Raw genomic sequence first — 26,448 nt, forward strand, 5'->3', positions numbered from 1 at the left:
GCGCTGGCCAATCGTCAGGCCGGAAAAAAGCGTTGACATCTTTTGATACTGGTCCTAATTTCTAAAAAAAAACACAAGCAATCGTTTCTCGTTTTGCCGTACTGCCTTCGAACACAACAATAAACAATCGTCGGGTGAGTATTTATGAGCAAGCTGAATGATCTTCTGTGCGTGGGATTGGCCGTTTCCCTGGCGATCGCTTCACAGGCTGCAAGTGCGAAAGACATGGTGATTTCCATCTGGGATGGCTACATGGCCCCGGATGCGCTGGAGAAGTTCAAGGCGGCCAGCGGTGTGGACGTCGACAAGGCGCTGCACGCCACCAACGAAGAAATCATGGGCAAGCTGATGGCGTCCGGTGGTGAAGGGTACGACGTGGTGTTCGTCTCCTCGCCCTTCGCCGAAGTCCTGCACAAACAGGGGCTGCTGGCGGACATCGATCCGGTCAAGGTCCCCAACCTGAAAAACCTCTACCCCGAAGCCACGCACCTGGAATATGACCAGGGCAACCGGTTCTCCGTGCCTTACACCTGGGGCACCACCGGCATCTGCTATCGCTCCGACAAGGTGACGCCGGCGCCACAGAGTTGGAACGAGTTGCTCAATCCGAGCGATGCCCTCAAGGGCAAGGTGACGATGCTCGCCACCGACCGCTGGATGCTCGGCGCCGGTTTCCTCGCCAAGGGCTGGTCGGTCAACGACAGTGACCCCGCGCAAATCGCTGCGGTTCGCGATCAACTGATCGCCACCAAAAAACGCATTCTCTCCTTCGACGACACCACCTTCTACTCCAAGCTGGCCTCCGGCGAATCGCTGATGGCCCACGCCTGGGACGGCTGGTGCAACTACGGCACCCAAGCCAACGCGGCGATCAAGTTCGTGGTGCCCAAGGAAGGTTCCGACCTGTGGGTGGACACCATGGTGGTGCTCAAGAATTCGAAGCACCAGGACGAAGCCTTCAAGTTCATCAACTTCATGCTGGCCAAGGAAAACCACGCCTGGGTCGCCGAAAACATCCTCTACAAAGTCCCCAACCAGGCGGCAATGGCCGGGTTGTCCGCTGACTTGCTCAAGCAATACCCCAACCTGACCATCGCCCCCGCCGAGTTGCTGAAAATGGAGCAATTGCGCGACCTGGGCGGCACCACGCAAAAGGCCTACACCCGCGCGGTCACCGAAATCATGGCAGCGCAGAACTAACGCCACGTCGACCCGAGGCATGCCTGGCGTGCCTCGCCACGCTCGCAAGCCGCCTCTGTCCTGAGGCGGGAGGATAGGGTTAATGAGTGCTTTGCATGCTGACAGGCGTCTGTCGGCCTGGCTTCTTGCGCCCGGCTTCGGCTGGCTGCTGATGTTTCTGGTGATTCCGTGCCTGCTGGTGCTGGTCTACAGCTTCGTCGAACGTGGCGCGTATGGCGGCATCGACTGGTTGTTCACCTGGGAAAACTACCAGCGCGCGTTCGATCCGCTGTACCTGGGCATCCTGCTCAAGTCGGCGAAGATCGCCGGGCTGGCCACGGTGTTTGCGGTGTTGATCGGCTACCCGGCGGCCTATGCGATTGCCCGCGCGCCACGGCGGCGTCAGGCGGTGTATCTGTTTCTGGTGATGCTGCCGTTCTGGAGCAATTACCTGATCCGCACCTACGCCTGGATCGTCTTGCTCAATCGCGAAGGCTTGATCAACCGCCTGCTGCAATTGTTCGGCTACAGCGGTGAACCCATCAGCCTGCTGTACACCGAAGCCTCGGTGGTGCTGGGGCTGGTCTACAACTACATCCCCTTTGTGATCCTGGCGATTTTCTCGTCGCTGTCACGGATCAACAACGAACTGTGGGACGCCTCGAAAGACCTCGGCGCCTCGGGCTGGATGACCTTTCGTCGGATCATCCTGCCGCTGAGCGTGCCGGGTATCGCGGCAGGCGCGGTGTTTGTCTTCGTGCTGAGCATCGGCAACTTCATCACTGCCGACCTGCTGGGCGGCAAGCAGGTGCAGATGGTCGGCAACCTGATCTATTCGCAATTCCTCACGGCGCGGGACTGGCCGTTCGGTGCGGCGCTGAGCTTCTTTCTGATCGCGATCATGTTGATCCTGCTGTTCATCCAGGCCCTGGTGGCCCGTCGAGCAGAAGGGGCGCGCTCATGAGTCAGTCTCGTTCTGTCAGCGCCACCGTGCTGGGTTCGCACCTGGGGCTGGTGTACGCCTTCCTTTATATACCGATCCTGGTGTTGATCCTGCTGTCGTTCAACAAGTCCGGGTTGCCCACCGCCTGGGGCGGCGTATCGCTGAAGTGGTACGCGGCACTGGCGCACAACACGGCGATTCTGTCGGCCGCGCTCAACACTTTGATTGTTGCCTTGTCGGCGACCTTCATTGCCTGCGTGCTTGGCACGTTCCTGGCGCTGGGCATCGAGTTGCGCCGCAAGGACAACCACAAAGGCCAGGTGGTCGACACCTTGCTGATGGCGCCGATGATCATTCCCGACATCGTGCTGGCGATTGCGTTGCTGAGCTTTTTCAACCTGCTCAAGGTCGGCCTGGGGCTGCACTCGATCATCATCAGCCACGCGGTGTTCAACATCGCCTTCGTCTGCGCGGTGGTGCGCACGCGGCTCAAGCACTTCGACTATTCGATCCTCGAAGCCTCGATCGACCTCGGCGCGAGCTGGTTCACTACCTTGCGCCGGGTGCTGTTGCCGGTGATTTTCCCCGGCGTGCTGGCGGGCGGTTTGCTCTCGTTCACCCTGTCGGTGGACGAATTCATCATCGCCTTTTTCAACTCAGGCTCCGGCCAGGCTTCGACCACGTTGCCCATGCAGATCTACGCCATGATCCGCTTCGGCGTCACCCCGGAAATCAACGCTCTGGCGACGCTGGTGATGCTGGTCAGCATCACCGCGCTGCTGGCTTCGCAGCGTCTCAACAAGGCTCCTCGCACCCATGAATAATTCTTCCGCGGTACTGATCCTGGACAAGGTCAGCAAGTCTTATGGCAACGGTCTGGCGGTCAACGAGGTGTCGCTGAGCATCCGCGAGAACGAGTTTTTCGCGCTGCTTGGGCCGTCCGGCTGTGGCAAGACCACGCTGCTGCGCATGCTTGCCGGTTTCGAGACCCCCAGCGGTGGCTGCATCTACCTGGACGGCAATGACATCTCGCCGCTGCCGGCCAACAAGCGTCCGCTGAACCTGATGTTCCAGTCCTACGCGCTGTTTCCCAACATGACCGTGCGCAAGAACATCGCCTACGGCCTGGAAATGGAACGCCTGCCGGAAAGCGAAATCCGTCGTCGGGTCGATGAAGTGCTGAGCACTGCGCAACTGGGTGAACTGGCCGAGCGCAAGCCCGATCAGCTTTCCGGCGGCCAGCGTCAGCGGGTGGCATTGGCCCGGGCACTGGTCAAGCGTCCGCGGGTGTTGCTGCTCGACGAACCCTTGGGCGCCCTCGACAAGAAGCTCCGGGAAAAGATGCAGCTGGAACTCAAGCGCCTGCAACACGAGAGCGGCATCACCTTCATCATCGTCACCCACGACCAGGAAGAAGCCCTGGTGATGTCCGACCGCATGGCGGTGCTCGATGGCGGCAAGGTGTGCCAGTGCGGCAGCCCGACCGAACTCTACGAAAACCCCAACAGCCGTTTTGTCGCCAACTTCATCGGCGTCAGCAACCTGCTCGAAGGCGTGCGCTCGGGCCAGCACTCGGTGCGGGTCAATGGCCAGGAGCTGAGCGTTGAAACCGACGCGCCGCTGGTGACCGGCCAATCCGTCGCCGTGGTGGTGCGCCCCGAACGCCTGCAAGTGCTGACGGAGCAGGGCGGCGATTGCGCCAATCAGGTCAGCGGCAAGATCGTCGAAGTCGCCTACCACGGCCTCGACACCAACCTGCACGTGCAGACCCCCCTCAGCGACAAACCGCTGATCGTGCGCGTGCCGTCCTCCCAGTTCGAATTCGCCCATTTTGCAATCGACACGACCATCCGGCTGGGCTGGCAGGCCCGGCATGCCCGCGTATTGACGCGCTGAACAATAAAAAGACCAGGCAGGAGCAGCACTCGATGAAACAGAAAGTGATCGCATTCTTCCCCGAAGCCGCCTACGGCCCGGCGCTGAACTCAGTGGGTATCGCCCAGGCCTGTGAAGCCCTGGGGCACAAAGCGGTGTTCCTCACCGACCCGGGCATGAGCGGTGTCTACGCCGGTTATGGTTTTGAAGAGCACATGGTGAATATGTCGGCGCCGATGCCGGCCGAAGAAATGGCCCGTTACTGGGTGGATTTCATCAACGGCCACATTCCGAATTTCCGCAAGTCGCCGCTGGAGCAGATCGACAACTACGTCAAGGAATGCTGGGCGGCCATCGTCGAAACCGCCAAGTGGGCACAAAAGGACCTGCCGGCGGTGCTGGACAAGGTCAAGCCCGACCTGATCTGCGTCGACAACGTGATCCTGTTCCCGGCGATCAAGCAATACGGCAAGCCGTGGGTGCGGATCATTTCCTGCTCGGAAAACGAGATCGAAGACCCGGATATCCCGCCGCACCTGTCGGGCATGAGCATTGACGACAAGGCCGGCCACGCGCAATTCCGCCAGCGTTTCGAGGAAGTGGTCGGGCCGATCCACGACGACTTCAACCAGTTCCTCCAGGCCCATGGCGAGCAGCCGTATCCGCTGGGAACATTCTTTGAAGCCTCGCCGTTCATGAACCTGTTGTTGTACCCGGATGCGGTCAAGTTCGACCGGCGCCATCCATTGCCCGCCGAGCGCTTCCATTACCTGCAAGGTTGCGTGCGCCAAGACACGCCCTACGAGATTCCGCCATTCCGCGCCCACAACGACAAGCCGCTGTTGTACGCCAGTTTCGGCAGCCTCGGTTCCGGCGATGTCGAGCTGCTCAAGCGCTTGATCGAGGCGGTGGGCAAGCTGCCTTACCGGGCGCTGTTCAACGTTGGCGAACACCTCGACCAATACCCGGACCTGCCGGACAACGTGCAGATTTCCAACTGGTTCCCGCAGCCGTCGGTGATTGCCCAGGTCGACGCGGTGATCCACCACGGCGGCAACAACAGCTTCACCGAGTGCCTGTTCTTCGGCAAACCGGCGATCGTCATGTCCTACGTCTGGGACGGCCACGACAACGCCATGCGCGCCGAAGAAAGCGGCCATGGCTTCAAGCTCGACCGCTATGAGTGGAGCGAAGAACAGCTCGCGGAAAAACTTCACGCTTGCCTCAACGACGAGGCGATGCGCCAACGCCTGCAGCGCACCAGCGCGCAAATGCAATCACGCAAGGGGCCGCAAGACGCGGCCGCGATTCTCGACAAGGTGCTCAACGATGCCTGATTCATCCACCACGGCGGGTATCACGCCGTACCTCGAAGCCGTCAGCAGCCGCACCGATCTGGTGGACTGGGGCGTGCAGAGCGACGCCATCGAAGGTGTCTCGCACTCCAGCGGCCGCTTGCTGTTCAAGGGCCCGAACAACAGCCCGGAAACCGGGTTGTGGGTGTGCACCCCCGGGCGCTGGCGGCTGTCGATTCCGCGGGACGAGCTGTGCCATTTCATCGCGGGGCACGCCACTTACCGTAACGACAACGGCGAAGTGATCGAAGTGCGCCCCAACACCCTGGTGCTGTTTCCGGCCGGATGGACGGGCGAATGCCACGTCCGGGAAACCCTGCGCAACGTTTACATGCTGGCCTGAGCCTGAAACCGGACCTGAACCTGAACCTGAATCTGAATCTGAATCTGAATCTGACACTGGACCTGTGGCGAGGGAGCTTGCTCCCGCTGGGCAGCGAAGCTGCCCCAACAATTGGGCCTGCTGCGCAGTCCAGCGGGAGCAAGCGCGTGATCCCGACCATGCTTGAAGGCGAATCCCGTGTCTCCGGCGTGGTGCTGCACAAAGGCCCCGAAGGCCAGTCCGAATGCGGTATCTGGATCTGCACCCCGGGCAAGTGGTTCTGCCATGTGACCAGCGACGAGTTCTGCCACTTTCTCGAAGGCCGCTGCACTTACGTCCACGAGTCTGGCGAAGTGATCGAGATCAAGCCGGATACCGCCGCCTTCTTCGGCAAGGACTGGAAGGGTGTGTGCACCGTCCACGAGACCATCAAAAAGGTCTACATGATCCGGTGACTGCCATGACAGATGCACTGGCGTCATTGCCAACCCGTGAAGCCCAGCGCGCCGCCTTTCTGGCCCGCGCCGGTTACGCCGGAGTCTTGCTGGTCGCCTTGCCGGCGGATGCTTCGACCCGGCGTTATTGCCGCCTGGACGGCGCCGGCCTGTTGCTGATGGATTCGCCGCCACACAGCGAGCCCATCGGCCCGTTCGTGCGGATCGCCCGGCAGTTGCAGGGGCTGGGCCTGTCCGCGCCGGCCTTGCTGGCGGTGGACGAGGTGGCGGGGCTGGCGTTGATCGAGGATTTCGGTCACGACACCTACACCCGGCTGCTGCTGGCCGGGCATTCGGAGTCGCAGCTGTATCACCTGGCGGTCGATACGCTGGTGGCCTTGCATCGCGCAGCGCCAGCCACGGAACTGGCGCCTTACGACGGTCATCGACTGGCGGACGAGTACGCGCTGTTTATCGACTGGTACGTGCCACTGCTGATCGGCAAGGACGCGGCGCAGAACGTGCGCGATGACTATCTGGCGTTGTTCGCCGACGCCTGCTGCGACGTCGCACAACGCCGCGAAGCCCTGGTGCTGCGCGACTTTCACGTCGACAACCTGATGCTGCTGCAAGGGCGTGAAGGTGTCGCCGCCTGCGGCTTGCTGGATTTCCAGGACGCCCTGGTCGGGGCGGCGGCCTATGACCTGATGTCGCTGCTCGAAGACGCCCGGCGCGATGTGCCCGAAGCGCTGCGGGCGGCACTGATCAGTCATTACCTGTTGCAGCGCCCGGAGCTGGATGCGCCGGGTTTTCTCGAAGATTACCGGTGCCTGGCCGCCCAGCGTCACGCCAAGGTGCTGGGGATTTTCGTACGCCTGGCCGGCCGTGACGGCAAGCACGGTTACCTGGCGCACCTGCCGCGCACCCTCGGTTTGTTCATCCGCGCCCTGGATGCCGAGGCCTTTGCGCCACTGCGGCAATGGCTCGACCGGCACGTGCCGGGCTGGCGTGAAGAACTGCCCGCCGAGACCCTGGCGACGTTGCGTGAAACCCCTTATCGATTGGTTCAAGGATCATCCCATGGCCACGTTCAACCCTGACACCGCATTGCGCTTCATCAATTCTGAATTCCTGCCGCTGACCGATGGCCGTGTGCGCGAAGTGCTCGACCCGGCGACCCTGCAACCGGTCGGGCAAGTCGGCGTGTGTGGCGAAGCCGACGTGCAAGCCGCCATCGAAGCCGCCACCACCGCGCAAAAACAATGGCGCGTAGTGGATGCCAAAAGCCGTGCCGCGCGCCTGCATCAACTGGCCAATGCCATCGAACAGAACGTGGCCTGCAACCGTGAAGTCGCACGCCTGATGACCCTGGAGATGGGCAAGCCGTTTCCCGAAGCCATGGGCGAATTGGCGAACTGCGCGCCGATCTTTCGCTACTACGCGGAAATGGCCCGGGACGATGCCGGCAAGGTCGCCGGCACTACGCAGATCGGCTCGTTCCAGCATGTGCGTTACGAGCCCTATGGCGTCAGCGTGCACATCATGCCGTTCAACTTTCCGATCCTGCTGATGTGCTGGACCGTCGCCGCGTCCCTGGCGGCTGGCAATGCCTGCATCATCAAGCCGGCGGAAGCCACGACCCTATGCACCCTCAAGTTCATGGAACATTTCACCGCGTTGCTGCCGGGGCTGGTGTCTTGCGTGCCGGGCGATGCGGTCACCGCGCAGTTGCTGGTGCAGTCGGCGCAGACCCACGCGGTGGCGTTCACCGGCAGTGTGGCGGCAGGCAAGGCGGTGGCCGTGGCCTGCGCCGAACGAATGAAACCGTGCGTGATCGAGGCCGGTGGCAGCGATCCGCTGATCATCTCCAGGCATGCACCGCTGGAAGTGGCAGCGGCGGGGGCGGTGACAGCGGCGTTCCACTTGAGCGGGCAGATCTGCACCTCGGCGGAACGCTTCTACGTCGTCGATGAAATCCATGACGAATTTGTCGCCAGGTTCGCCGAGCGCACCCGTGCCTTGCGCATTGGCCATGGCCTGGAACGTTCGGAGATCGGGCCGATGGTCAGCGAGGCGGCGCGCAATAAAGTCATGCGCCTGGTCGATGACGCCGTGGCCAAGGGCGCGACAGTGGTGTGTGGCGGGCGGATTCCGCCTGGGCACAGCGTCGGCTGGTTCTATGAGCCGACCATCCTCACCGGCGTGACCGGCGACATGGCGATTCTGCAGGAAGAGTGCTTCGGCCCGGTGGCGGCGATCTGCCGGGTCAGCGATTTCGATGAGGCGGTGCGCTTGGCCAACGATTCGCCGTTCGGCCTCGGTGCCTCGCTGTTTTCCACTGATCTGGCCGAAGCCATGGAAGCCGCCGAGCGTCTGGAGGCGGGGATGGTCTGGGTCAACAATCCGCTGATCGACAACGATGCGCTGCCGTTCGGTGGCTGGAAGATGTCCGGCCTTGGGCGCGAACTCGGGCGTCAGGGGCTGGAAGCATTCCGCCGTTCGAAAATGGTCATCATCGACCACCAGCCGAAGATTCAGGACTGGTGGTATCCGTACGCCGACGACGTGTTCTATCGCGATCCGGCCGGTTCGCTGAACCGGCAACTGACCCAATTCAAGGATTGAGCCAGTTGCCGATGCTGCCCGGTTAGTGGAACGGAAAGATGTAGTTCATCCAGGCGGCCATGCGCAGGAGGATCTTGCGCATCATCGCGATGTGATGGAAATGCTGGCTGTACAGCGCTGCCTGGCCGTAGGCGCCGCCGGGCATCTGGTCGGCGTACTGGGCATAGTCGGGATCGGTGATTTCAATGATTACCGGGACCCGGCCGGCCGGTGGTGAACCGGTGAAGCCGATCAGCGTGCCCGACGGTTGAATCTGGCCTTCGGCGATGACCGAAACGACAGTCTTGACCTTGCCTTCGAAAACCCTCCCTGGAATGCCGTCAAATGCGACTTCGGCCTCGTCGCCTTCTGATAGGCGCAGCAGGCTGTTCTGCCGCATCCACGCCGCGAAGTAATGCCCTTCGGCGGGAATGAAGACCATCGAAGGGCGCAGTGGCAACTTGGTCGCCATCATGCCCGGACGCAGTGACACATGGGTAACGAAGCCTTTGCTCGGCGCACGGACCGTGGTGTTGTCGAGTTCGTACTGCGCGCTGTCCAGTTGTGCCTTCAGGTCATCACTGCGAGCGACCACAATGTCCAGCTCCCGTTGGGTGCCGAAATTACGCTTGATCAGCTCGGTGATCCGGGCGCGATCGGCTTGGGCGGCAATCAGCTGTGCCTTGAGGGATCTGAGCCGGTATTCGAAAGGCGCGGGGTCGATGCGAAACAGCACATCGCCTTTTTCCAGGGGCTGGTTGGTCTTCACCGGCACATCGATCACCTGGCCGCTGACCACGGGTATCACCGGAACCGATACGAAATAGGAACGCGCCACCTCGGAGTAGGGGTGGTTGTAGTTCATCGTGAAAATCAGCGCGCCGATAATCACGATCCCGCCCAGCACCGCCGTGGGCACCGTCCATTTGTTCAGGGGGATGCGGAAGATCTTGAAGATGGCTACGCAGAGAGCTGCATACGTCAGAATGAGTAATAGATCCATGGCTCAAAGGCCCTCGCCGAGATTGTCCGTTGGTACCCGGTTCTGTGCCGTGCCCGTCGCTGCCTCCAGGCGCTCGATGCGGCCTTGCAGCTCGGCGACCTGTTGTTCGAGGTGAACCACATGACTTTTGGGTGAATGTCCGTCACTGAAACCCCAGCCCCGGTCCTCTCGATAGGCCATCGCCCAGATCCACAGGAACGGCCACAGCGCGTGCAGGGTGAAGAGGCTGACCCAGCCGGTGGCGTGGATCGCATCCTGGTGAGGGTGGTTGCGGTGGACGGCAATTTCATAGGGGATGTCGTGGAGCAGGATGATCCCGTAAAACAGAATAAGCCCGACAAAGACCAGCAGGCCCAAGGCGAAGTAATCAAGCATGAACCACTCCTTTTGAAGCAGATAACGTGTGCGCATGAGTGTAGCCGTTCAATCTACACTTGACGGGGATGCGGATATCCAGCCTGGGCAACCGGTGCCTGGCCGAAGCGTCGACCGGAATCGTGCAAGCACACTTCGACGAGGTGAAATCATGCCAACCAATGGTCAATTCGAGAGGGCGCCTGTACTTGACCCGGTCGAGCGCATTACCGAGGTGATCTTCGGCCTGCTGATGGCCATGACGTTCACCGGCACTATCAGCGTGGCCACGGCAGACCAGGCAGCCGAGCGCACGATGATGATTGCCGCACTCGGCTGCAATCTCGCCTGGGGACTGGCCGATGCTGTGATGTACCTGTTGCGCGCACTGGTCGAGCGCACGCGCAGGGTCAAGCTGTACCTGGCCCTGCGCAATGGCACGGACGCCACGGCCGGTCAGGCGCTCGTGGCGCAGGTGTTGCCATTGCAGTTCGCGATGGCAGCCGGCAGCGAGGGCCTGGAGTTGTTGCGCCGTCGGCTGCTCGAGCAGCCCCCCTTGCCGATCAGGGCCGGCCTCGGCTGGAACGACTTCAAGGGTGCTCTCGGTGTTTTCCTGTTGGTCGTGTGCTCGACATTTCCGCTGGTGGTGCCGTTCATACTGCTGGATCAGACGGCACTCGCCATCCGCCTGTCCAACCTGATCGGCCTCGTGGTCCTGTTCATCGCAGGCTGGCTGCTCGCCAGATACGCTGGCGCCACGCAATGGCAGGGTGGGGTGATCCTGGCCGCCACGGGGGGTGTGCTGATCCTTGCGATCATTGCGCTGGGCGGCTGACAGCCGGGCATAATTCAACACACTAAAGACTCATTCTCATTTACAATTGCCCTTCCATTTACGTCGGGCAGCTCGGTATGGATGTTCTTGCCACAATCCATCTTTATTTATCCCAGTGGGTGATCGAGCCGGTCACCCGGCAGTTCCTGGGCATTTTCGACTTCAACGGCAGGCTCGGTCTAGCCTTTCTCTGCATGTCTTACGGCGTCGCTTATTGCCTGTTCCGCCTGCGTAAATCCCGGGGTTTGACCGACGCGCGCTCATTCGGGCAGTTCATCGGCGGCCGCCGGGTGTACCTGCATCGCTCAGCGCTGCTCGACTACCGCTATTACTTTGTACTCGCCATCCTCAAGGTTGCCCTGGTGCTGCCCATCGTCGGGCTGGTGGATCCTTACGTCTTGCGTTCAGCGGACTACATCGGGTTCTTCACCCAGCTGTGGGGCGCGCGTACGCAAGTGGAGGAGCACCTGGCGCTGACCCTGCTCTATGGGCTGGGCGTATTTCTGGTCAAGGATTTCAGCCATTACTGGGGCCATCGCGCTTTCCATTCGCGGTATCTGTGGGCCTTCCACAAAGTCCATCATTCGGCGCCCGTGCTGGTGCCGGCGACGGCCAGCCGCGTGCACTTTCTGGAAGAGGTGGTCGAAAAGCTCACGGACATCATCTGCGTCGGCGCGTTTGCCGGTGTCTTCTGGTACGCCTGCGGGGGAGAGATCAGCCGCTATACCTTGTTTGGCGTGACCTACATGGTGTTCATCTTCAATGCCCTGGCGGCCAACCTGCGTCACAGCCATGTCTGGTTTTCCTTCGGGCCGGTGCTTGAGCGGGTGCTGAGCAGCCCGGCGCAACACCAGATCCATCACAGCGATGCGCCGCGACACTTCGACAAGAACTTCGGCATCAATCTGTCACTGTGGGACTGGATGTTCGGCACGCTCTACGTCACCCGGTCCACACCCGAGTCCATCCAATTTGGCATCGGTGAGCAGGATCACGAGCGATACCTGACGCTGCAGGGGTTGATCGTCACACCTTTCGTGGACATCGCCCGCAAACTCTTTCCTGGGAACCCCCCGAAAGCACAGCCTGAAAGCGGATCTGATCCGTATTTTTCAGCGCAATCTGCCTCTGTAACGGATACAGCCGCCAGCCCACAATAAGTCTTCGGTACGCCGTTCGGGCAGCGCAGGCTGCCCCTGTACCGCCAATTCATTGTGTGGGAGGCCCCATGGCCAAGATGACGATTTTTCTCGGCGGTTTTCTGCTGTTGACCATCCTGATCGGTATGCTGGCGACGATTCCGCCGGCGTGATTACACCTGTCGCTGTTCGTCAACGGCCAGGCGCAGTTCGCGGTACGCCGTGACCAGTTGCTCGAGGCTGAACCCACGATTTCTCCCGCTGGGGTTGGGCAGGATCCAGACCGAGGCATTGCCGAAAGTTTTGGTTTGCAGGCCCCAGGCAATCTCCCGCTGACCGGACAACGCGGCATACGCCGCCTTGCCTAGAAACGCCACGAAACGCGGCGCATGGCGTGCAATTTTCTGTTCGAAGTCGGCAGCGGCGGCGGTGAACTCGTGCAAGGACAGCTGATCCGCACTGGCCGTCGGCCGTTCCACCACCGCAGTCAATCCGCAGTGGTAGCGCAAGATCGTCCGATCGTTTTCCGCTTGCACAAGCTGCGGGGTAAACCCGGCGAGATGCAGCGTGCGCCAGAAACGATTGCCGCGCCCCGCAAAATGGTGCCCCTGGGCGGCGGCCGTCATTCCGGGGTTGATGCCGCAAAAGATCACGGCCAATTGCCCGGCGAGGATATCTTCGAGCTTTTCACTCACCGCAGATCACTCTGATCGCATTGCGTGCCAGTTCCGTCAACTCGGCTCGGGATTTACCGGCCCGGGCACGTATCGAAATGCTGTGCAGCAAAGACGAGGCGAGCACGGCCAGGGCGGCCGGGTCTGCGTTGTCTTTCAACTCGCCGGCCTCCTTCGCCGCTTGCAATCGAATTTCCAGATCGGCATCCAGTCGGCTCAAGCGGTCGGACAGCACCTCGCGAATTTCCGGGTCCTCGACCGCCTCGGTGGTTGCCGTGCCGATGGCGAAGCAACCGCGAGGCTGGCCGTCGCCCGAGAAGTAAATCGATAACTGCCCCTCGTAGAAAAGCTGCAAGGCCTCGGCCAACGGCAGGTCCAGGTCCGTCAGCGCCTCGCGCATGGACGCAGCGGCAAACTCCCAATATTGCTCCAGCGCTTTGATGTAGAGCGCGTGCTTGTCGCCGAATGCCGCATAGAGGCTGGGGCGATTCATGCCGGCGGCGGTGGCGATGCTGTCCAGGGACGCGCCGGAATAGCCGGTGTTCCAGAACACACCGAGTGCCTGCTGCAACGCTGTCTGCGGGTCGTAGGCCCGAGGGCGGCCGCGGCTTTTGCCCTCTGTCGATTTATTTTGTGCCATGTCGTACAAAATCCTTGTGGGAGGGTGGGTCGAGGGATATTCTTACACCATCGCACAAAATTAAGGAATCAGAAATTCCTTGTTCCAGGGTTTGTTGTAGCCGAGCGCGAACTGAGTGTTGCGGCGACGAAACCGACGCGCCGGGAGCGATCCTCCCGGCCGCGCACGGGCTTGCTTCCTTACAGCATTTATTGACCTGCGGGCCGCTGGCGATGTTTGCCGACGTCGGCCCGATTACCCGGCTAAAGGTGAACTCGATCATGACCAAATCGTTCGATATCCCGGCTTCACAGACCTTCGAGCAGCCTGGCCCCAACCCGGTCGGCGCGCCCACCAGAAAACCCCTGAGACAGACCTTGCGTCCCTGGCTGATGGTGGGTGTTCCCATCCTCTTCGCGGCGCTGGGCTATGCCCACCATGTGTCCGGGCAGGCTTATGTTTCGACCGATAACGCTTATGCCCGGGTGGCGAAGGCATCGATCAATGCGCGGATCTCCGGGCAAGTGGTAGAGATCGCCGTCGAGGACAATCAGCAGGTCCGCAAGGGCCAGGTGCTGTTCCGGATCGACCCGAAACCCTTCCAGATCGCCGTCGACCGCGCGCAAGCACAACTGAGCGTGGCGCGGCTGCGTATCGACGGGCTCAAGGCCAGCTATCGCCAGCAACAGGCGGAACTGCAATCGGCGAAAGAGTCGGCTGACTTCGACCAAAAGGATTTTGCCCGCAAGAAGGCCCTGATCGCGTCGGCGTTCGTGTCGAAGTCCATCTACGAACGCGCCGACACCGACGTGAAGGTGGCGCGGCAACGGATCGCCTCCATCGAGCAGCAGATCGCGAGCACCGTGGTTGCGTTGAACGGCAATCCGAACATCGATGCCGACAGTCACCCGACGGTACTGGAGGCCAGGGCGCAGCTCGACGAGGCGCAGTTGTACCTCTCGTACACCACGGTGTATGCGCCGCAGGATGGCATCGTGGCCAAGGTCGACGACCTGCAGGTGGGTAACCATCTCAACAGCGGCGCGCCGGCCTTTGCCTTGTTGTCCGGTCACGAGATCTGGATCGAGGCCAACTTTCGCGAGACCGACGTGACCCACATGCGCCCGGGCCAGGAAGCCACCATCCGCATCGATACCTATCCGGATCGCGTGTTCAAGGCCCACGTCACCAGCATGAGCCCGGGGGCCGGTTCGGATTTCGCATTGCTGCCACCGGAGAACGCCACCGGCAACTGGGTCAAGGTGACGCAACGGGTGCCGGTACGGCTTGAGCTCGACGAAGCGGACCCGGCGCTGCCGCTGTTCTCCGGGACCAGCGCCACGGTGCGGATCGACACCCGGTTTCAAAGCCCCTGGTGGCACCCGCTCAAGGCGTTGCTGAGCGCAGGTAACTCCTGATGAATACCCAATCGATGGTAAGCCCCGGTGGGGAGGGCGCGCGCTCGCTCAGGTTCGCCGCCTTGCTGGCAACCTACATGCAGTCGGCGAACCTGCCGCTGCCGAACGCGGCACTCAGGTTGATTCAGGGCAGCCTGTCGATGAGCGACGATCAGGCGGGCTGGATTTTCACCTCGTACCTGGCCGCGAGTGCGATCAGCATGCCGATTGCGCAGTGGCTGGCCGGGCGCTTTGGCTTGAAGTGGGTGTATCAGGCGGCGCTAGCGTTGTTTGTCCTTGGCTTGCTGCTCGCCACGGCGGCGACGACGCCGCTGGAGTTCGTCGGCGCGCGCATCGTTCAAGGCATCGCCAGTGGCGTGCTGGCACCGTTGTCGATGGCGATTGCCATGGAAACCTTGCCGCAGGATAAGCGTGCGAAGTTCGGCGCGAGCTGGACCGCCATCGTGCTGTTCGGCATCGTCAGCGGCCCGAGTATCGGTGGCTGGATCGCCGAGCATTTTGGCTGGCGACCGATGTTCTACCTCAGCGTGCCACTGTCGGCGTTTATCTTCCTGGTGGCGGCGCTGTTGCTGACCGAGAAGAAGGCCGAGAAACCGTCGGGGTTCGATTTCTTCGGTTTCGGCACCTTCACCCTCGGCATGATCAGCCTGCAAATGCTGCTCGACCGGGGGGAGCGCCTGGACTGGTTTGCCTCGCCCGAGATCTGGCTGGAAGCCGTGGCGTCTGCGCTGGGGATCTACCTGTTCGTGGTGCATGTGCTGACCTCGAACGTGCATTTCCTCAACAAGCGCCTGTTCAAGGACCGCAACTTCGTGTTGTCGACGGTGATCTTTTTCGCCCTCGGTTTCGTGCTGTTGTCGACCATGGCCCTGACCTCACCGATGCTGGACGAGATTCTCGGCTATCCGCCTGACACCACCGGCGCCTTGACGATTCCCCGTGGCATGGGCCTGGTTGGCGCTTTTCTGCTGATGGGGCGGCTGCCCGAGCGTTTCGACCGTCGTCCTTTCGTGGCGGCAGGCGTGGCGGTGGTGGTTTATGCCAACTGGCTGATGCTCGGCTATTCGCCGCTGATGGACGAGTGGCCCGTGGCCGTCGCCGGTGCGATCCAGGGCATGGGCCTGGGCATTCTGATGCCGGCGGTGAGCAAGGTCGCGTTCAGCACGCTCGACCCCACGCTGCGCCCCGAAGGTACCGGCCTGTTCAATCTGGCCCGTGTCTACGGCAGCACGCTGGGCGTGGCGATCGTGCAGCTGTTCTTCTTCAACAACACCCAGGCGATGCACTCGGCGCTGGCCAGCAACCTGACGCCCTACCGCGCGGCTGCGCATTCGCTGACCTCAGCGCCCTTGCAGGTGCTCGACGGGCTCAACGAAATGATCACCGGCCAGGCCGCGTTCATCGCCGTGATCGACCAGTTCAAGATCCTGATGGTGGTGATGCTGGTGGTGAGCCCGCTGGTGTTGTTTCTTCGCAAGCCCGTTGCGGCCAATTAGTTTTCGTGGAGTTTGCCAAATGAAACCTTATGCGCTGGTCATCAACAGATATCTGCTGCAAACGAAGATCGCGGCGTTGTCGCTGCTTGCATTCCTGACGGCCTGCACCGTTGGCCCCGACTATCAAGCACCGGCGGCGAGTGCGTCGCAGCACTATGACCCACAGGCCGAGCAGCGTCTTGCCCAGGGTGGCAACCCTCGTATCGACCTCGGCAGCAAGGTCAATGGCGATTGGTGGTCGGCCTTTGGCTCGCCGAAACTCGACCGCGTGGTGCGTCGTGCCATCGACGGCAACCTGGATCTGGTGGCAGCCGATGCAACGATCCGGCAAGCCGCTTCTTCTGTTGCGGCGGCGCAGGGTGCGCTGTATCCGCAGGTCGATTTCGCTGCCGTGGCCGGTCGTCAACGGCTGCACAACGCCAGGGAACCCGCCATCGCCAATTTCTACGCGATAGGACCGCGAGTGGGGTTCGACCTTGATGTGTTCGGCGGCAACAAGCGGCTGGTTGAACAACAGCAGGCGTTTACCGACCTGCAACGGCACCGCTACGAAGCGGCGTATCTGACCCTGACCGGCAACGTCGCCAGCCAGGCCTTGCTGGTGGCCTCCGCCAATGCGCAGATACAGGCCGTGGAAGAGCTGCTGGCCAATGACGCAAAAAACCTTGAACTGGTGCGCATGGCCCATCTCAACGGCTCCACTACGCAGATCGATGTATCACTGGCCGAGACCCGTCTCGCCCAGGACCGCACCTTGTTGCCACCCCTCGCTCAACAGCGCGATGCGGCACGCCACGCATTGTCGATTCTGACAGGGAAGGGGCCGGCGGACTGGATCGCTCCCGACTTCGACTTGAGCGAGTTTGCCTTGCCGTCGAACATGCCGGTGAGCCTGCCTTCGGAGATGGCCCACGACCGGCCGGATGTGCTGCAAGCCGAGGCGCAACTGCACATGGCCAGCGCGGCGGTGGGCGTGGCGACGGCGAACCTCTATCCCCACGTCACGCTGTCGGCGTCCCTGGCGCAGGCGGCTTCCGGTAATGGTGGCGCGGCACTCTGGGGTTTCGCTGCGGGGCTGGCAGGGCCGATCTTCGACGGCGGAACACTCAAGGCGCAGCAGCAGGCCGCCGTCGACGGTTACAAGGCGACGCTCGCCGGTTACCAGCAGACGGTCATTACCTCGTTCGGCCAGGTCGCCGACACCTTGCAGGCGATCAACCATGACGCCGAGGAACACCAGGCCCAGACCGATGCCTTGCGCGCGGCCGAATCCAGTTTGCAGTTGAACCAGCAAGCCTTTGCACAAGGCGAGAACAGCATCCTCCAGGTCCTGGAAGCGCAGCGTGCCTACGAGCAGGCGCTGCTGGGACAGATCCGCGTGAATACCGCGCAGTACCTCGACACCGTGCAGCTGTTCATTGCCCTGGGCGGCAACGCCGTCGGTGCCTTCGAGCAACGCGTGGCGTCCGGCGACGGGCAGAAACCTTCGTATCAATAACGGCTGCGGCCTGGAGTAATGACATGACCTATGAAGCCTTTCACGACGGACTGCGCGAGACCCGATTCACGCTCAACCATGGGGCGGTCGAGATGCCGGCGGTTGGATTCGGGACCTTGTTCCGTGATCTCGCCACCACGACTGAAGCGGTGAAGGAAGCGCTGGCCGCCGGTTTCCGCCATTTCGATTGTGCCGAGCGCTATCGCAACGAAGCGCAGGTGGGTGTTGCGCTGATGGAAGTGCTGGAGGCGGGCAAAGTCCGCCGCGAGGAGCTGTTCATCACCACCAAGCTGTGGAACACCAACCATCGTCCGGAGCGCGTCGAGCCCGCGTTCGAAGCCAGTTGCCAGCGCCTGCAAGTGGACTACATCGACTGCTACCTGATCCACACGCCGTTTGCCTTTCAACCCGGCGACAACCAGGACCCGCGGGACGAGCAGGGCAATGTCATCTACGACGACGGCGTGACGCTGATCGAGACGTGGCGGGCGCTTGAGCGGCTGGTGGATGAGGGACGGGCGAGGGCCATCGGTGTGTCCGATATCACGCTGCAGGCGCTGAAGACGCTGGTCGCCGCTGCCCGGATAAAACCCGCGGTGGTGCAGGTCGAGGCCCACCCTTATTTGCCGGAGTGGGAGTTGCTTGAGTTCTGCAAGGAGCACGGGATTATCGTGCTGGCGTTTGCGCCACTGGGGCATGGCATGGAACCGAACGTGCTGGCAGACCCGGTGCTTGCCGGCGTCGCCCGGCGCGTGCAGAAAACCCCGGCCCAGGTCGCGCTGGCCTGGTCGGTACAACGCGGGGTGGCGTTCCTGACCACCTCGGCTACGCCGAGCCATATCCGGGAAAACATCGATATCTCGACCTTGCCGCACAGGGCCATGGTGGAGATTCAACAAGACATCACAACCCGTATACGCTTCAACTCGGTGGTTGAAACCGGTGTCCCCGGATTCATCCCGCGCAAGCAGTAGTTGCTGACGCCAGGGCGGTCCGTCACGGGGCCGTCCTGTTTGCCTATCCCTTGAGGTGAAAACGATGGATGTGTTCCAGACCCTGCGCTGTTTCGCGGCGGTGGCCCAAAGCGGCAGCTTCACCGCGGCGGCCGCGATGTTGGACACCACCACGACCAACGTTTCAAAAGCCGTTTCCAGCCTGGAGGCCCGGCTGCAGACGCGGCTGATCAACCGCACCACCCGGCGCCTGGCACTGACCGAAGCCGGTGTGCGCTATTTGCAGCGCTGCGAGCGGATTCTGCAGGACATGCGCGAGGCCGACGAAGAGGCGGGCACGGCCCAGGTCATGCCCGCAGGCCGGCTGAAAATCCATGCCATGTCGGCCATCGGCAACCATTACGTGATCGGCGCCATTGCCCGCTACAGAGAAACCTATCCTTCGGTTCTGTTTGACCTGACCGTGACCAATCGGCTGCCGGATTTGCTCGAGGAAGGCTATGACATGTCGATCGTGCTGGCGCGGGATCTGCCCGATTCCGGATTTGTTGCCCAGCGGCTGGGTATCACCTACAGCATTCTCTGCGCCTCGCCGGCGTACCTGAGCAAACGCGGGACTCCCGAGTCGCCGAGTGATCTTGGCAGCCATGATTGCCTGCGAATCGTCAACACGGTCATGCCGGCCGAGAACTGGGTATTCGAAGGTTCCCAGGGGATAGAAACGTTCAGCACGCCGGCGTCGCCCTTTCACGTCAACACGGCTGACGCCATGACATTCGCGATCAAGAACGGGATGGGGATTGGCATTCAGCCGATTGCTTCGGCCGTCGAGGGCCTGCGGGCGGGGACTCTGGTGCGGGTACTGCCGGGGTATCGGCTGGAGGAGCTGAACCTGTTTGCGATCTACCCGTCACGCAAGTTCGTGGATGCAAAAATAAAAACCTGGGTGGAATTTCTGAAGCATTCCATTCCGGGGTTGCTCGCCGCTGATGAAAAAATTGTCGGTGCATCTGTGTAGCGATGTGGCTGGCGCTGTACCCATGGAGTGTCGACCCTCCATCGTCCGTACCTTGCTCAACCGTTCGAGCACCCGCTGCCCATGACTTGATATTCGATGGTGCGGCGTTGACCCTGGGAATCTTCATAGGTCATGCGCGCCGGGACCGGTCCGCATTCATTGGCTATTTCTGATACATCGATGACGCGTTTGATATCTAGCCTGGTGCCGTATGTGTAGGTTTCAACGGGTGTTTGGCCGGTGGCGGCAGTCGAGTGGCTGTCGTCTGCAAAGGCCTGGGTGCCGGCGGTGCCAAGGGCAACAAAGAGTGCAATGTTCAACAGTTTCATGATCTTCACCTCGTGGTTGAAGCGTTGTCCTGCAAGGGGTGTTCAGCCTTGTGAGCGGGTTGCATCTGACCGGGTTTGCTCACTTGGGTAGGGCCGATATTAGGCGTTTGTCAGGGGCGCAAATATCGGCCCTCGGGATAAACACTGTTGCCGGATTGCTCATTAATCGAGGGGGAGTTCATTGACGACGCGGGGTCTCCCAGACCCAGCCGGCGCTGATGGACAAGCGGGCGGACCTCTTCATCGGCGGCCAGTGACACCGCTGTCGCTCACTGGTACTCATCATGCCGACGCCACCAGGGCCCCGTTTCATTACGTCCCTTGGGCGCGCGGTCGAGCCATTGGTACATTCCCCACAATCCGTCCAGGCCCCGCGCGTAGGTGGAGTAGGTGTGATAGATCTCGCCGTCTTCCAACACGAACGTACTCAACCCCGGCCTGTCGCGGGTGTAGGTCGGCGCATCGGTGCCACAGGTCGCGGCGAACTGTTTCACCGGTTCCGGGATCTGACTGGCGTCCATGGCATGGCCGCCTCGCTGATAGTTGTACTCGACCAGCCCTTCACGCTGCTGCTCTTCGGTGAAGTAGACATTGAAGTCGGCGGTGAAATCGCTGTCGGCGGCCGAGGCCCAGGGGAAGGTCCAGCCCATTCGGCGCTTGTAGGCCTGCAGTTTCGCCAACGGCGCGCGGGATATCGCCATCAGGGTCACGTCGTGGTTCGCCAGGTGGACGATGAGGGGGTCGAAGCCATCGGCGATGGCTGAGCAGGACGGGCAGCCGGCGGTGTAGTCGGGGCCGAACATGAAGTGGTAGACCAGCAGTTGCGAGCGCCCTTGAAAGAGTTCGGCCAGGGTTGCGCTGCCGGTGTCGGTATCGAAGCGGTACGCCTTGTCGAGGCGAACCCATGGCAATGCCTGGCGTTGCCTGGCCACTTCATCGCTGCGTCGGGTCAGGGCCTTTTCCGCTTCGAGCAGTTGCAGGCGTGCCGCCAGCCATTGGTCCCGGGACGCGGTTTTGTGGGTGTTCATCGTTCTACGCTCCTGGTGAAAGGTCGTGATTTAGACTAAACCCGGGTATCGAATGATGGGAGTGACAAGCGTGGCGGGATTTCCATGGACTCGATGATCGCGGCAGCCGCGCAGGCGCTGGCGGCGGGTAATCCGCTGGGCGCACTGGACCGTGTGGCCTTGCGCGACGATGCGCCGGCGCTGGCCCTGCGCGGTATCGCCATGGCGCAACTGGGTGATCTGGTGCGGGCCAGGGCGCTGGTCAAGCGTGCGCAACGGGCCTTTGCGCCCAAGGAAGTGCTGGCCCGGGCGCGCTGTGTGGTGGCCGAGGCCGAAATTGCCCTGGCTTCGCGGGAGCTCGGGTGGCCGGTCAAGGCGCTTGAATTGGCGCGGGTCACCCTTGAACACCACGGTGACCGGGTCAATGCCGCCCATGCGCGTTATCTGCAAATCCGCCGTTTGCTGTTGATCGGCCAGCTCGATGAGGCGCAGCAGTTATTGGCCGAACTCGACCCCGACCCATTGCCGCCGGCCTTGCGCGCAACCCATGAACTGGTGCTGGCGGGGATCGCCATTCGGCGCGTGCAATCGCACGCGGCGCGGGAGGCATTGAACAGGGCCGGGCAGGCTGCCGGTCAAACCGGGATTACCGCGCTGATCGCTGAGGTCCAGCACGCTGCGTATCTGCTGGATGCTCCAGCGGCACGCCTGATTGCCCAGGGTGAAGTACGGCCGCTGTTGCTCGATGATGTTGAAGCGTTGTTCTGTTCAACGTCACTGGTGGTGGATGCCTGCCGGTACGTTGTGCACGGCTGTGGCATGTCGGTGCCGCTGGCGACGCGGCCGATCCTGTTCGTGCTCGCCCGTGCGTTGGCCGAAGCATGGCCCGCCGACGTTACGCGGGAAGTGCTGATCGCCCGGGCATTCCGTCTGAAGCTCTCGGATGAGTCCCATCGCGCCCGGCTTCGTGTGGAAATCGGCAGGCTGCGCAAGGCACTCAAGCCGTTGGCCGACGTCATCGCGACGACCCGCGGTTATGCCCTGCAATCGCCGGTGTGCACGGAGGTGGTGGCGCTGGCGCAACCGATCGAGGAAAAATTTGCCGCGGTATTTGCCTGCCTCGCCGATGGCGAGTCGTGGTCGAGTTCCGCCCTGGCACTGGCGCTGGGTACCAGCCAGCGTACAGTGCAACGGGCGCTCGATACGCTGGCGGAGCAGGGCAAGGTGCAGTGGTTTGGCCGTGGCCGCGCGCGGCGCTGGATGACGCCACCGGTGCCGGGATTCGCGACGACCTTGTTACTCCCGGCGCCGTTGCCCGGTGGCTAGGATGAACGCCACCAACCCCCATCGAGGAATGCCAGATGAAACACGCAACTGCTGAAATCATTCGTGAATATGGCCCGTTTGCCGATGTCGATCATGTGTGCGGCGTCACCTGGGACGGCGAAAAGGTCTGGTTCGCCAGCAACAGCAAAATCAACGCCCTGGACCCGGAAAGCGGCAAGGTACTGAGTTCGATCGATGTCGCGGCCCATGCCGGTACCGCGTTTGACGGGGAGCACCTGTTCCAGATCGCCGAAGACCGCATCCACAAGATCGACCCCCGCACCGGCCGCATCCTCTCGACGATTCCTGCTCCCGGTGCAGGCACCGATTCGGGTCTGACCTGGGCCGAAGGGACGTTGTGGGTGGGCCAGTACCGCGAACGCAAGATTCACCAGATCGACCCCGAGACCGGCAAGATCCTGCGCACCATCGAATCCAACCGTTTCGTCACCGGCGTGACCTGGGTGGACGGTGCGCTGTGGCATGGCACCTGGGAGGGCGACGAAAGTGAACTGCGGCGCATCGACTCGCAAACCGGTGAAGTGCTGGAAAGCCTCAAGATGCCGGAAGGCGTCGGCGTGTCGGGGCTGGAGTCCGATGGCGGCGAGCGGTTGTTCTGTGGTGGCGGCGATAGCGGCAAGGTGAGGGTGGTGCGTCGGCCTGCATGAGGCACCGATGTTGGATGTGCCGGCCCCTTCGCTGGCAAGCCAGCTCCTACAAGGTTATGTGTCGCTTCCGGCATTAGCGTCTGGCAACGATCCCTGTAGGAGCGGGCTTGCCCGCGAAGGCGGCGTGTCAGGCACCATCAATGTTGGATGTGCAGCCCCTTTTGAACCGCGCTGCGGGCTTAGTTTTTTTCCGTCCAGCCATGTTTTCTGCTGGTCGAAATCGGTCTAAAAGCCCGGTTGGAAATTGTGTCTGTTTTGCTATCCTCAACCATGTAGGTGAAGACGCAGACTGATGCGCAAAAGGATAGCAAGGAGACGTGGGGCGCGTTCCGAAGGGTACACGGTTAGAAAGATCCCCGCGCTGGGATCCAGCCCTTATGCCGTGTGAAGCAGAAGAGTTCCATTACAGTTTCACAACTCTTTTGTGGGAGGCCTGATAAACCTTGTAAGCCGGAGACCAGCGCCGGCCACCTACTTATTACATTCACCCACGAAGCCCGCTCAGTGCGGGCTTTTTAATGCCCGCAAGGTGGGTCCGGTCAGCGGCTCAAGGCGCGCCAAACAGCATCGTCCAGTAAACACCGTTGTCGCTGCGCGCGTTGGCGGCGTACGCGGCACCGACCTGAGTGAACATCGGGTTCATCAGGTTGGCGCAGTGCCCGGGGCTGGCGAGCCAGCCGGCCATGGCCTTGCTCGGTGAACCTTGCCCGGCGGCGATGTTTTCACCGATTTGCCGGCCACGGTAACCGGCGGCCTTGGCGCGGTCGGAGGGCATGTCACCGTCGGGGTCCTGGTGGGCGAAATAGTTGCCGTAGGCCATGGCCTTGCTATGGCCCTGGGCGGCGGCACCGAGGGCAGCACTCCAGGACAGCGGCCGCGCGGCGGCGAAACGCTGGCGACCGCACAGGCGCGGCTTGGCCCGGGCGGCGTTGACCTGCGCCAGCAACGCCTGTGCGGCGCTACGTGGATCGCCGGTTTGCCCGTCGAGCACCGGCCGCGCCAGCACCACTTGCCACTCACTTCCGGCGCGGCTGACGCCGATGTCGGCGTATTGGTTGTCGAGCAGTGCGGCGCAGTGCTCGTCCTGGAACATATCGAAGGCTTCTTCGGCATCCCGCGCACCCACCACGCGGATGGATCGCACCATGGTGGCCTGATAGCCGGAAGCCTTTAACCGGTCCCGCAATCCACCGCCATAGCCAACGGGCAGGGCCAGGTTCGATTTGAGCGTCAGGGGTGATAAACGTTGCGTCGGCCGCCGGTCGCAGCGTTGCGGATGGGCACGATAGTCGTTGATGGCGTCCACCAGTTGCCGTTGCCCATCGGCGTGGGCGGGGCTTGCAAAAACGGGGAGCAGGGAAAACAGGCACAGCGAAGAAAAGCGCAAGGCAACGGCGGTTTGGCGCATGGACGGACAACTCTGATGAGATGACAACGAAGAAAGTGGGGAAAAGCGCTGGGCTATGACTGGTGCCTTGAAACAAGGTTCACGGCGGACACCTGTCTATTTGCGGGCGTAGCCATGAGTCCGACGAAGGGTGTCGGCAGGTCTGTATGATGGGGATTTTTCACCCCAGACAAGGATCAACCCATGGGTTTGAGCAAACGCGATCAGGCGCACATCGAACGGCGTCTGGTCGCCACCCTGACCGAAGCGTGCGAGACGGCCAAAGCGGAAATCGTCGGGTTTCAGTGGTTGACCCATATCGTCGACTACGCCCGGTTTCCGACCAGCCTCAAGGTGGTTTGGGTCTTCGACACCCAGGCCAACAGGGAGCAGGCGCTGGCCAAAGGGCAGGGCGAACGCATGGTCGAATTCACCGCCATGGCCTTGGGTGAGGCACAGGTTCAACTCAGCCCGGTCGCGGCCCATGTGCAGTTCGATTCTGAAGAAGCCTGCCAGCGGGACAACGCCGGAAACTGGCAGCAACGGCTGTCACGCAAGCGCTAGGCTGGCTGATCGGTATCGGCTGGAGCAGCGTCAGTCGCGACGTCCGGGGTTTCGCTCGGTCGCAGCCTGAAACGACAGACATGCCCGCCGCGCACCATGCATTCGCTGTGCTCGACTTCACCACCGCCCAACGCGCCGATCAAGGCCAGGTCCAGTTCGCAGACCACCGGGTGCTCGGCGGCCAGGCGATGGAATACGCAGTTATGCGCGACGATTTCCGGGGTGTCTCCTGAGCGAAAAAACACCTCGGCTTCGTAGCCCGCCTGGTTCATGTGCTGCACGATCCTGGCTTCATCCACGACCTTTTGTTCTCGGTCCGAAGCCAGTTTGCGACCCATGCTGCGCATCAGTGAAGTCAGGGCTTCAGGACCGATGATGCCCGCCACTTCATCGATCAATACGCTGGCCAGTAGCTGATAGTGGCGAGGGAACTGCTCCCGCGCGTGGTCGGTGAGCCGATACAGCTGCTCCGGACGACGGCCCGTCGGACGGGTGTCGCCGCGCAACACCAGACCGTCACGCTCCAGCGCCGCCAGGTGTTGGCGGATCGCCGTGCGCGTGACGGCCAGGTGTTCAGCCAACTCGTCAATGCTCATGCCGCCCCCATGGTGCAGCAGTGCATTGAGCAGGTCCTGCTGTGTTCGGCCCAGTCCTTCCAGCATGGTGTGCCCTCGCGCGATATCAGAACTTGTCCGGGAATTGCTTGACCAGCGCGCCGGTCAACGCGTCGGCCAGGGCCAGGATGTGCGTGCGCATCATCGCCCAGGTACGGGCTTCGCCAGCGTAATCGTGCGCGGCGAATTCATCGATTTGGGCGACGTGATGACCGCCATGGGCTGACAACATCGTCACCAGTGTCGCCTCAGGCAGATTGGGGTTCGCCGTAGCCAGAAATGCCGCAATCGCCTTGGCATTGCTGGTCAACTCGGTGACGGCAGCCTGCTTGCCCTTGGCGTCTTTGGCGACGGTCGCATCGCTGTAGTGTTTCACCGCGCCCCAGTGACCGGCAAGCAGCTTGAGCAGTTGATCCGCCGCCGGTTGGCCGTAGAGCGGGGCGATGCTGTTGGCGATTTTGGTGGCGTTGTCGACCACCTGGTCCGCCGCGACTTTGGCTTGCTTTTTGTCGGCGGATTGATTGGCCAGCGCGTAGTTTCTGATCCAGAAAATGTGTTCGACCCAAAGGTCACGCTCGGCCAGGCGCGTGGTCAGCGCGGGGCTGTCGGCAGCGGCGGGTGAAGCGGCAGGCGTCTGGCTCCAGACCGGTTGCGCACACAAAGCCAGCAGGAGCAAAGCCAGGGTTTTGATATTCATGACGGCACCCTCTGAGAGTGGGAACATTCGACAATATCAATATAGGCATAAAAATATGTTTTTATTGGGCGAAGACATAATCTCGGACCAATGGTCGCGACTTAAGGGCTTGTCTGTGGCGAGGGAGCAAGCTCCCT

The 26,448-nt window shown here is 61.9% G+C and carries 28 protein-coding genes; 19 read left to right on the forward strand and 9 right to left on the reverse strand.

Annotated elements, in window-relative coordinates; translation table 11 throughout:
* Window positions 1–144: 144 nt before the first annotated feature.
* The 9 genes from AC1DVE_RS23510 to AC1DVE_RS23550 all read left to right on the forward strand — a co-directional run bounded on the left by AC1DVE_RS23510 (window position 145) and on the right by AC1DVE_RS23550 (window position 8,733).
* Complete coding sequence (locus AC1DVE_RS23510; protein WP_223533133.1) at window positions 145–1,200, forward strand: polyamine ABC transporter substrate-binding protein; 1,056 nt, start codon at window positions 145–147, stop codon at window positions 1,198–1,200.
* A gap of 82 nt (window positions 1,201–1,282) precedes the next feature.
* Window positions 1,283–2,143, forward strand: a complete 861-nt coding sequence (locus tag AC1DVE_RS23515; protein WP_223533131.1) for an ABC transporter permease — start codon at window positions 1,283–1,285, stop codon at window positions 2,141–2,143.
* Window positions 2,140–2,946, forward strand: a complete 807-nt coding sequence (locus AC1DVE_RS23520; protein WP_223455674.1) for an ABC transporter permease — start codon at window positions 2,140–2,142, stop codon at window positions 2,944–2,946. Before AC1DVE_RS23515 ends, AC1DVE_RS23520 begins: the two co-directional genes overlap by 4 nt.
* Complete coding sequence (locus AC1DVE_RS23525; protein WP_223455675.1) at window positions 2,939–4,018, forward strand: ABC transporter ATP-binding protein; 1,080 nt, start codon at window positions 2,939–2,941, stop codon at window positions 4,016–4,018. The genes AC1DVE_RS23520 and AC1DVE_RS23525 overlap by 8 nt, the downstream gene beginning before the upstream one ends.
* Before the next feature lie 32 nt (window positions 4,019–4,050).
* Window positions 4,051–5,334, forward strand: a complete 1,284-nt coding sequence (locus AC1DVE_RS23530; RefSeq protein ID WP_223455676.1) for a nucleotide disphospho-sugar-binding domain-containing protein — start codon at window positions 4,051–4,053, stop codon at window positions 5,332–5,334.
* Window positions 5,327–5,695: a cupin domain-containing protein gene (locus AC1DVE_RS23535; RefSeq protein WP_223455677.1), complete on the forward strand. Its 369-nt coding sequence runs from the start codon at window positions 5,327–5,329 to the stop codon at window positions 5,693–5,695. Before AC1DVE_RS23530 ends, AC1DVE_RS23535 begins: the two co-directional genes overlap by 8 nt.
* Window positions 5,650–6,129, forward strand: coding sequence for a cupin domain-containing protein (locus AC1DVE_RS23540; RefSeq protein WP_477784254.1), 480 nt, complete (start codon window positions 5,650–5,652; stop codon window positions 6,127–6,129). Before AC1DVE_RS23535 ends, AC1DVE_RS23540 begins: the two co-directional genes overlap by 46 nt.
* Before the next feature lie 5 nt (window positions 6,130–6,134).
* A complete protein-coding gene (locus AC1DVE_RS23545) occupies window positions 6,135–7,208 on the forward strand; it encodes an aminoglycoside phosphotransferase family protein (RefSeq protein WP_223543614.1) in 1,074 nt (357 codons plus the stop codon).
* A complete protein-coding gene (locus AC1DVE_RS23550; RefSeq protein WP_223543615.1) occupies window positions 7,189–8,733 on the forward strand; it encodes an aldehyde dehydrogenase family protein in 1,545 nt (514 codons plus the stop codon). Before AC1DVE_RS23545 ends, AC1DVE_RS23550 begins: the two co-directional genes overlap by 20 nt.
* A gap of 22 nt (window positions 8,734–8,755) precedes the next feature.
* Here AC1DVE_RS23550 and AC1DVE_RS23555 read toward each other — a convergent pair whose 3' ends face one another.
* Together AC1DVE_RS23555 and AC1DVE_RS23560 are read right to left on the reverse strand one after the other, a co-directional pair.
* The gene (locus tag AC1DVE_RS23555; RefSeq protein WP_223455681.1) at window positions 8,756–9,715 is read right to left on the reverse strand and encodes an HlyD family secretion protein; all 960 of its coding nucleotides are present in this window, start codon (window positions 9,713–9,715) and stop codon (window positions 8,756–8,758) included.
* A gap of 3 nt (window positions 9,716–9,718) precedes the next feature.
* Window positions 9,719–10,090: a DUF3302 domain-containing protein gene (locus AC1DVE_RS23560; protein WP_223455682.1), complete on the reverse strand. Its 372-nt coding sequence runs from the start codon at window positions 10,088–10,090 to the stop codon at window positions 9,719–9,721.
* A 151-nt stretch (window positions 10,091–10,241) separates the two neighbouring features.
* Here AC1DVE_RS23560 and AC1DVE_RS23565 point away from each other — a divergent pair, with 151 nt between their 5' ends.
* Window positions 10,242–10,904, forward strand: coding sequence for a hypothetical protein (locus tag AC1DVE_RS23565; RefSeq protein ID WP_223533125.1), 663 nt, complete (start codon window positions 10,242–10,244; stop codon window positions 10,902–10,904).
* Between the two features lie 77 nt (window positions 10,905–10,981).
* Window positions 10,982–12,064 (forward strand): sterol desaturase family protein, encoded by a 1,083-nt coding sequence (locus AC1DVE_RS23570; protein WP_223455684.1) that lies wholly within the window; start codon window positions 10,982–10,984, stop codon window positions 12,062–12,064.
* A gap of 152 nt (window positions 12,065–12,216) precedes the next feature.
* Here AC1DVE_RS23570 and mug read toward each other — a convergent pair whose 3' ends face one another.
* Together mug and AC1DVE_RS23580 are read right to left on the reverse strand one after the other, a co-directional pair.
* A complete protein-coding gene (gene mug, locus AC1DVE_RS23575; RefSeq protein ID WP_223543616.1) occupies window positions 12,217–12,738 on the reverse strand; it encodes a G/U mismatch-specific DNA glycosylase in 522 nt (173 codons plus the stop codon).
* On the reverse strand, window positions 12,731–13,357 hold the full coding sequence (locus AC1DVE_RS23580) for a TetR/AcrR family transcriptional regulator (RefSeq protein ID WP_223543617.1): 627 nt from the start codon (window positions 13,355–13,357) through the stop codon (window positions 12,731–12,733). The genes mug and AC1DVE_RS23580 overlap by 8 nt, the downstream gene beginning before the upstream one ends.
* Window positions 13,358–13,617: 260 nt before the next feature.
* Between AC1DVE_RS23580 and AC1DVE_RS23585 the strand changes: the two genes are divergently transcribed.
* From AC1DVE_RS23585 to AC1DVE_RS23605, 5 genes are all read left to right on the forward strand, one after another.
* Window positions 13,618–14,754, forward strand: a complete 1,137-nt coding sequence (locus tag AC1DVE_RS23585; protein ID WP_223456573.1) for an HlyD family secretion protein — start codon at window positions 13,618–13,620, stop codon at window positions 14,752–14,754.
* Window positions 14,754–16,250, forward strand: coding sequence for a DHA2 family efflux MFS transporter permease subunit (locus tag AC1DVE_RS23590; protein ID WP_223456575.1), 1,497 nt, complete (start codon window positions 14,754–14,756; stop codon window positions 16,248–16,250). The genes AC1DVE_RS23585 and AC1DVE_RS23590 overlap by 1 nt, the downstream gene beginning before the upstream one ends.
* Window positions 16,251–16,269: 19 nt before the next feature.
* Window positions 16,270–17,748, forward strand: coding sequence for an efflux transporter outer membrane subunit (locus tag AC1DVE_RS23595; RefSeq protein WP_223456577.1), 1,479 nt, complete (start codon window positions 16,270–16,272; stop codon window positions 17,746–17,748).
* 23 nt (window positions 17,749–17,771) lie between these two features.
* Window positions 17,772–18,722, forward strand: a complete 951-nt coding sequence (locus AC1DVE_RS23600) for an aldo/keto reductase (RefSeq protein WP_223533521.1) — start codon at window positions 17,772–17,774, stop codon at window positions 18,720–18,722.
* A gap of 64 nt (window positions 18,723–18,786) precedes the next feature.
* Entirely contained in the window at window positions 18,787–19,719 is a 933-nt protein-coding gene (locus tag AC1DVE_RS23605) for a LysR family transcriptional regulator (RefSeq protein WP_223456580.1), read from the forward strand.
* Window positions 19,720–19,775: 56 nt separating this feature from the next.
* On the opposite strand, the gene AC1DVE_RS23610 is transcribed toward AC1DVE_RS23605, so the two are convergent.
* Both AC1DVE_RS23610 and AC1DVE_RS23615 read right to left on the reverse strand, forming a co-directional pair.
* Complete coding sequence (locus AC1DVE_RS23610) at window positions 19,776–20,048, reverse strand: DUF2790 domain-containing protein (RefSeq protein ID WP_223456582.1); 273 nt, start codon at window positions 20,046–20,048, stop codon at window positions 19,776–19,778.
* A gap of 269 nt (window positions 20,049–20,317) precedes the next feature.
* The gene (locus AC1DVE_RS23615; protein ID WP_223533520.1) at window positions 20,318–21,076 is read right to left on the reverse strand and encodes a DUF899 domain-containing protein; all 759 of its coding nucleotides are present in this window, start codon (window positions 21,074–21,076) and stop codon (window positions 20,318–20,320) included.
* A gap of 84 nt (window positions 21,077–21,160) precedes the next feature.
* Here AC1DVE_RS23615 and AC1DVE_RS23620 point away from each other — a divergent pair, with 84 nt between their 5' ends.
* Window positions 21,161–22,381, forward strand: a complete 1,221-nt coding sequence (locus AC1DVE_RS23620; RefSeq protein ID WP_223456586.1) for a helix-turn-helix domain-containing protein — start codon at window positions 21,161–21,163, stop codon at window positions 22,379–22,381.
* 35 nt (window positions 22,382–22,416) lie between these two features.
* Window positions 22,417–23,049, forward strand: coding sequence for a Vgb family protein (locus AC1DVE_RS23625; RefSeq protein WP_223456587.1), 633 nt, complete (start codon window positions 22,417–22,419; stop codon window positions 23,047–23,049).
* A 547-nt stretch (window positions 23,050–23,596) separates the two neighbouring features.
* Here AC1DVE_RS23625 and AC1DVE_RS23630 read toward each other — a convergent pair.
* A complete protein-coding gene (locus tag AC1DVE_RS23630; protein WP_223456589.1) occupies window positions 23,597–24,457 on the reverse strand; it encodes a CAP domain-containing protein in 861 nt (286 codons plus the stop codon).
* Between the two features lie 183 nt (window positions 24,458–24,640).
* Between AC1DVE_RS23630 and AC1DVE_RS23635 the strand changes: the two genes are divergently transcribed.
* Window positions 24,641–25,000 carry a hypothetical protein gene (locus AC1DVE_RS23635; protein ID WP_223456591.1) on the forward strand — a complete coding sequence of 120 codons (360 nt, stop codon included), beginning with the start codon at window positions 24,641–24,643 and terminating at the stop codon, window positions 24,998–25,000.
* On the opposite strand, the gene AC1DVE_RS23640 is transcribed toward AC1DVE_RS23635, so the two are convergent.
* Window positions 24,997–25,662: a helix-turn-helix transcriptional regulator gene (locus tag AC1DVE_RS23640; protein ID WP_223456593.1), complete on the reverse strand. Its 666-nt coding sequence runs from the start codon at window positions 25,660–25,662 to the stop codon at window positions 24,997–24,999. The two genes, AC1DVE_RS23635 and AC1DVE_RS23640, sit on opposite strands and share 4 nt — an antisense overlap.
* Window positions 25,663–25,681: 19 nt before the next feature.
* The gene (locus AC1DVE_RS23645; RefSeq protein WP_223456595.1) at window positions 25,682–26,311 is read right to left on the reverse strand and encodes a hypothetical protein; all 630 of its coding nucleotides are present in this window, start codon (window positions 26,309–26,311) and stop codon (window positions 25,682–25,684) included.
* Window positions 26,312–26,448: the final 137 nt, after the last annotated feature.

The organism is Pseudomonas sp. P4_B4, from assembly GCF_056402255.1.

Excerpts from the sequence above, each read along its gene's own strand:
- AC1DVE_RS23510 (WP_223533133.1), top strand. The coding sequence starts at position 145 with ATGAGCAAGCTGAATGATCTTCTGTGCGTGGGATTGGCCGTTTCCCTG.
- AC1DVE_RS23515 (WP_223533131.1), top strand. The coding sequence starts at position 1,283 with ATGAGTGCTTTGCATGCTGACAGGCGTCTGTCGGCCTGGCTTCTTGCG.
- AC1DVE_RS23520 (WP_223455674.1), top strand. The coding sequence starts at position 2,140 with ATGAGTCAGTCTCGTTCTGTCAGCGCCACCGTGCTGGGTTCGCACCTG.
- AC1DVE_RS23525 (WP_223455675.1), top strand. The coding sequence starts at position 2,939 with ATGAATAATTCTTCCGCGGTACTGATCCTGGACAAGGTCAGCAAGTCT.
- AC1DVE_RS23530 (WP_223455676.1), top strand. The coding sequence starts at position 4,051 with ATGAAACAGAAAGTGATCGCATTCTTCCCCGAAGCCGCCTACGGCCCG.
- AC1DVE_RS23535 (WP_223455677.1), top strand. The coding sequence starts at position 5,327 with ATGCCTGATTCATCCACCACGGCGGGTATCACGCCGTACCTCGAAGCC.
- AC1DVE_RS23540 (WP_477784254.1), top strand. The coding sequence starts at position 5,650 with ATGCCACGTCCGGGAAACCCTGCGCAACGTTTACATGCTGGCCTGAGC.
- AC1DVE_RS23545 (WP_223543614.1), top strand. The coding sequence starts at position 6,135 with ATGACAGATGCACTGGCGTCATTGCCAACCCGTGAAGCCCAGCGCGCC.
- AC1DVE_RS23550 (WP_223543615.1), top strand. The coding sequence starts at position 7,189 with ATGGCCACGTTCAACCCTGACACCGCATTGCGCTTCATCAATTCTGAA.
- AC1DVE_RS23555 (WP_223455681.1), bottom strand. The coding sequence starts at position 9,715 with ATGGATCTATTACTCATTCTGACGTATGCAGCTCTCTGCGTAGCCATC.
- AC1DVE_RS23560 (WP_223455682.1), bottom strand. The coding sequence starts at position 10,090 with ATGCTTGATTACTTCGCCTTGGGCCTGCTGGTCTTTGTCGGGCTTATT.
- AC1DVE_RS23565 (WP_223533125.1), top strand. The coding sequence starts at position 10,242 with ATGCCAACCAATGGTCAATTCGAGAGGGCGCCTGTACTTGACCCGGTC.
- AC1DVE_RS23570 (WP_223455684.1), top strand. The coding sequence starts at position 10,982 with ATGGATGTTCTTGCCACAATCCATCTTTATTTATCCCAGTGGGTGATC.
- AC1DVE_RS23580 (WP_223543617.1), bottom strand. The coding sequence starts at position 13,357 with ATGGCACAAAATAAATCGACAGAGGGCAAAAGCCGCGGCCGCCCTCGG.
- AC1DVE_RS23585 (WP_223456573.1), top strand. The coding sequence starts at position 13,618 with ATGACCAAATCGTTCGATATCCCGGCTTCACAGACCTTCGAGCAGCCT.
- AC1DVE_RS23590 (WP_223456575.1), top strand. The coding sequence starts at position 14,754 with ATGAATACCCAATCGATGGTAAGCCCCGGTGGGGAGGGCGCGCGCTCG.
- AC1DVE_RS23595 (WP_223456577.1), top strand. The coding sequence starts at position 16,270 with ATGAAACCTTATGCGCTGGTCATCAACAGATATCTGCTGCAAACGAAG.
- AC1DVE_RS23600 (WP_223533521.1), top strand. The coding sequence starts at position 17,772 with ATGACCTATGAAGCCTTTCACGACGGACTGCGCGAGACCCGATTCACG.
- AC1DVE_RS23605 (WP_223456580.1), top strand. The coding sequence starts at position 18,787 with ATGGATGTGTTCCAGACCCTGCGCTGTTTCGCGGCGGTGGCCCAAAGC.
- AC1DVE_RS23610 (WP_223456582.1), bottom strand. The coding sequence starts at position 20,048 with ATGAAACTGTTGAACATTGCACTCTTTGTTGCCCTTGGCACCGCCGGC.
- AC1DVE_RS23615 (WP_223533520.1), bottom strand. The coding sequence starts at position 21,076 with ATGAACACCCACAAAACCGCGTCCCGGGACCAATGGCTGGCGGCACGC.
- AC1DVE_RS23620 (WP_223456586.1), top strand. The coding sequence starts at position 21,161 with ATGGACTCGATGATCGCGGCAGCCGCGCAGGCGCTGGCGGCGGGTAAT.
- AC1DVE_RS23625 (WP_223456587.1), top strand. The coding sequence starts at position 22,417 with ATGAAACACGCAACTGCTGAAATCATTCGTGAATATGGCCCGTTTGCC.
- AC1DVE_RS23630 (WP_223456589.1), bottom strand. The coding sequence starts at position 24,457 with ATGCGCCAAACCGCCGTTGCCTTGCGCTTTTCTTCGCTGTGCCTGTTT.
- AC1DVE_RS23635 (WP_223456591.1), top strand. The coding sequence starts at position 24,641 with ATGGGTTTGAGCAAACGCGATCAGGCGCACATCGAACGGCGTCTGGTC.
- AC1DVE_RS23640 (WP_223456593.1), bottom strand. The coding sequence starts at position 25,662 with ATGCTGGAAGGACTGGGCCGAACACAGCAGGACCTGCTCAATGCACTG.
- AC1DVE_RS23645 (WP_223456595.1), bottom strand. The coding sequence starts at position 26,311 with ATGAATATCAAAACCCTGGCTTTGCTCCTGCTGGCTTTGTGTGCGCAA.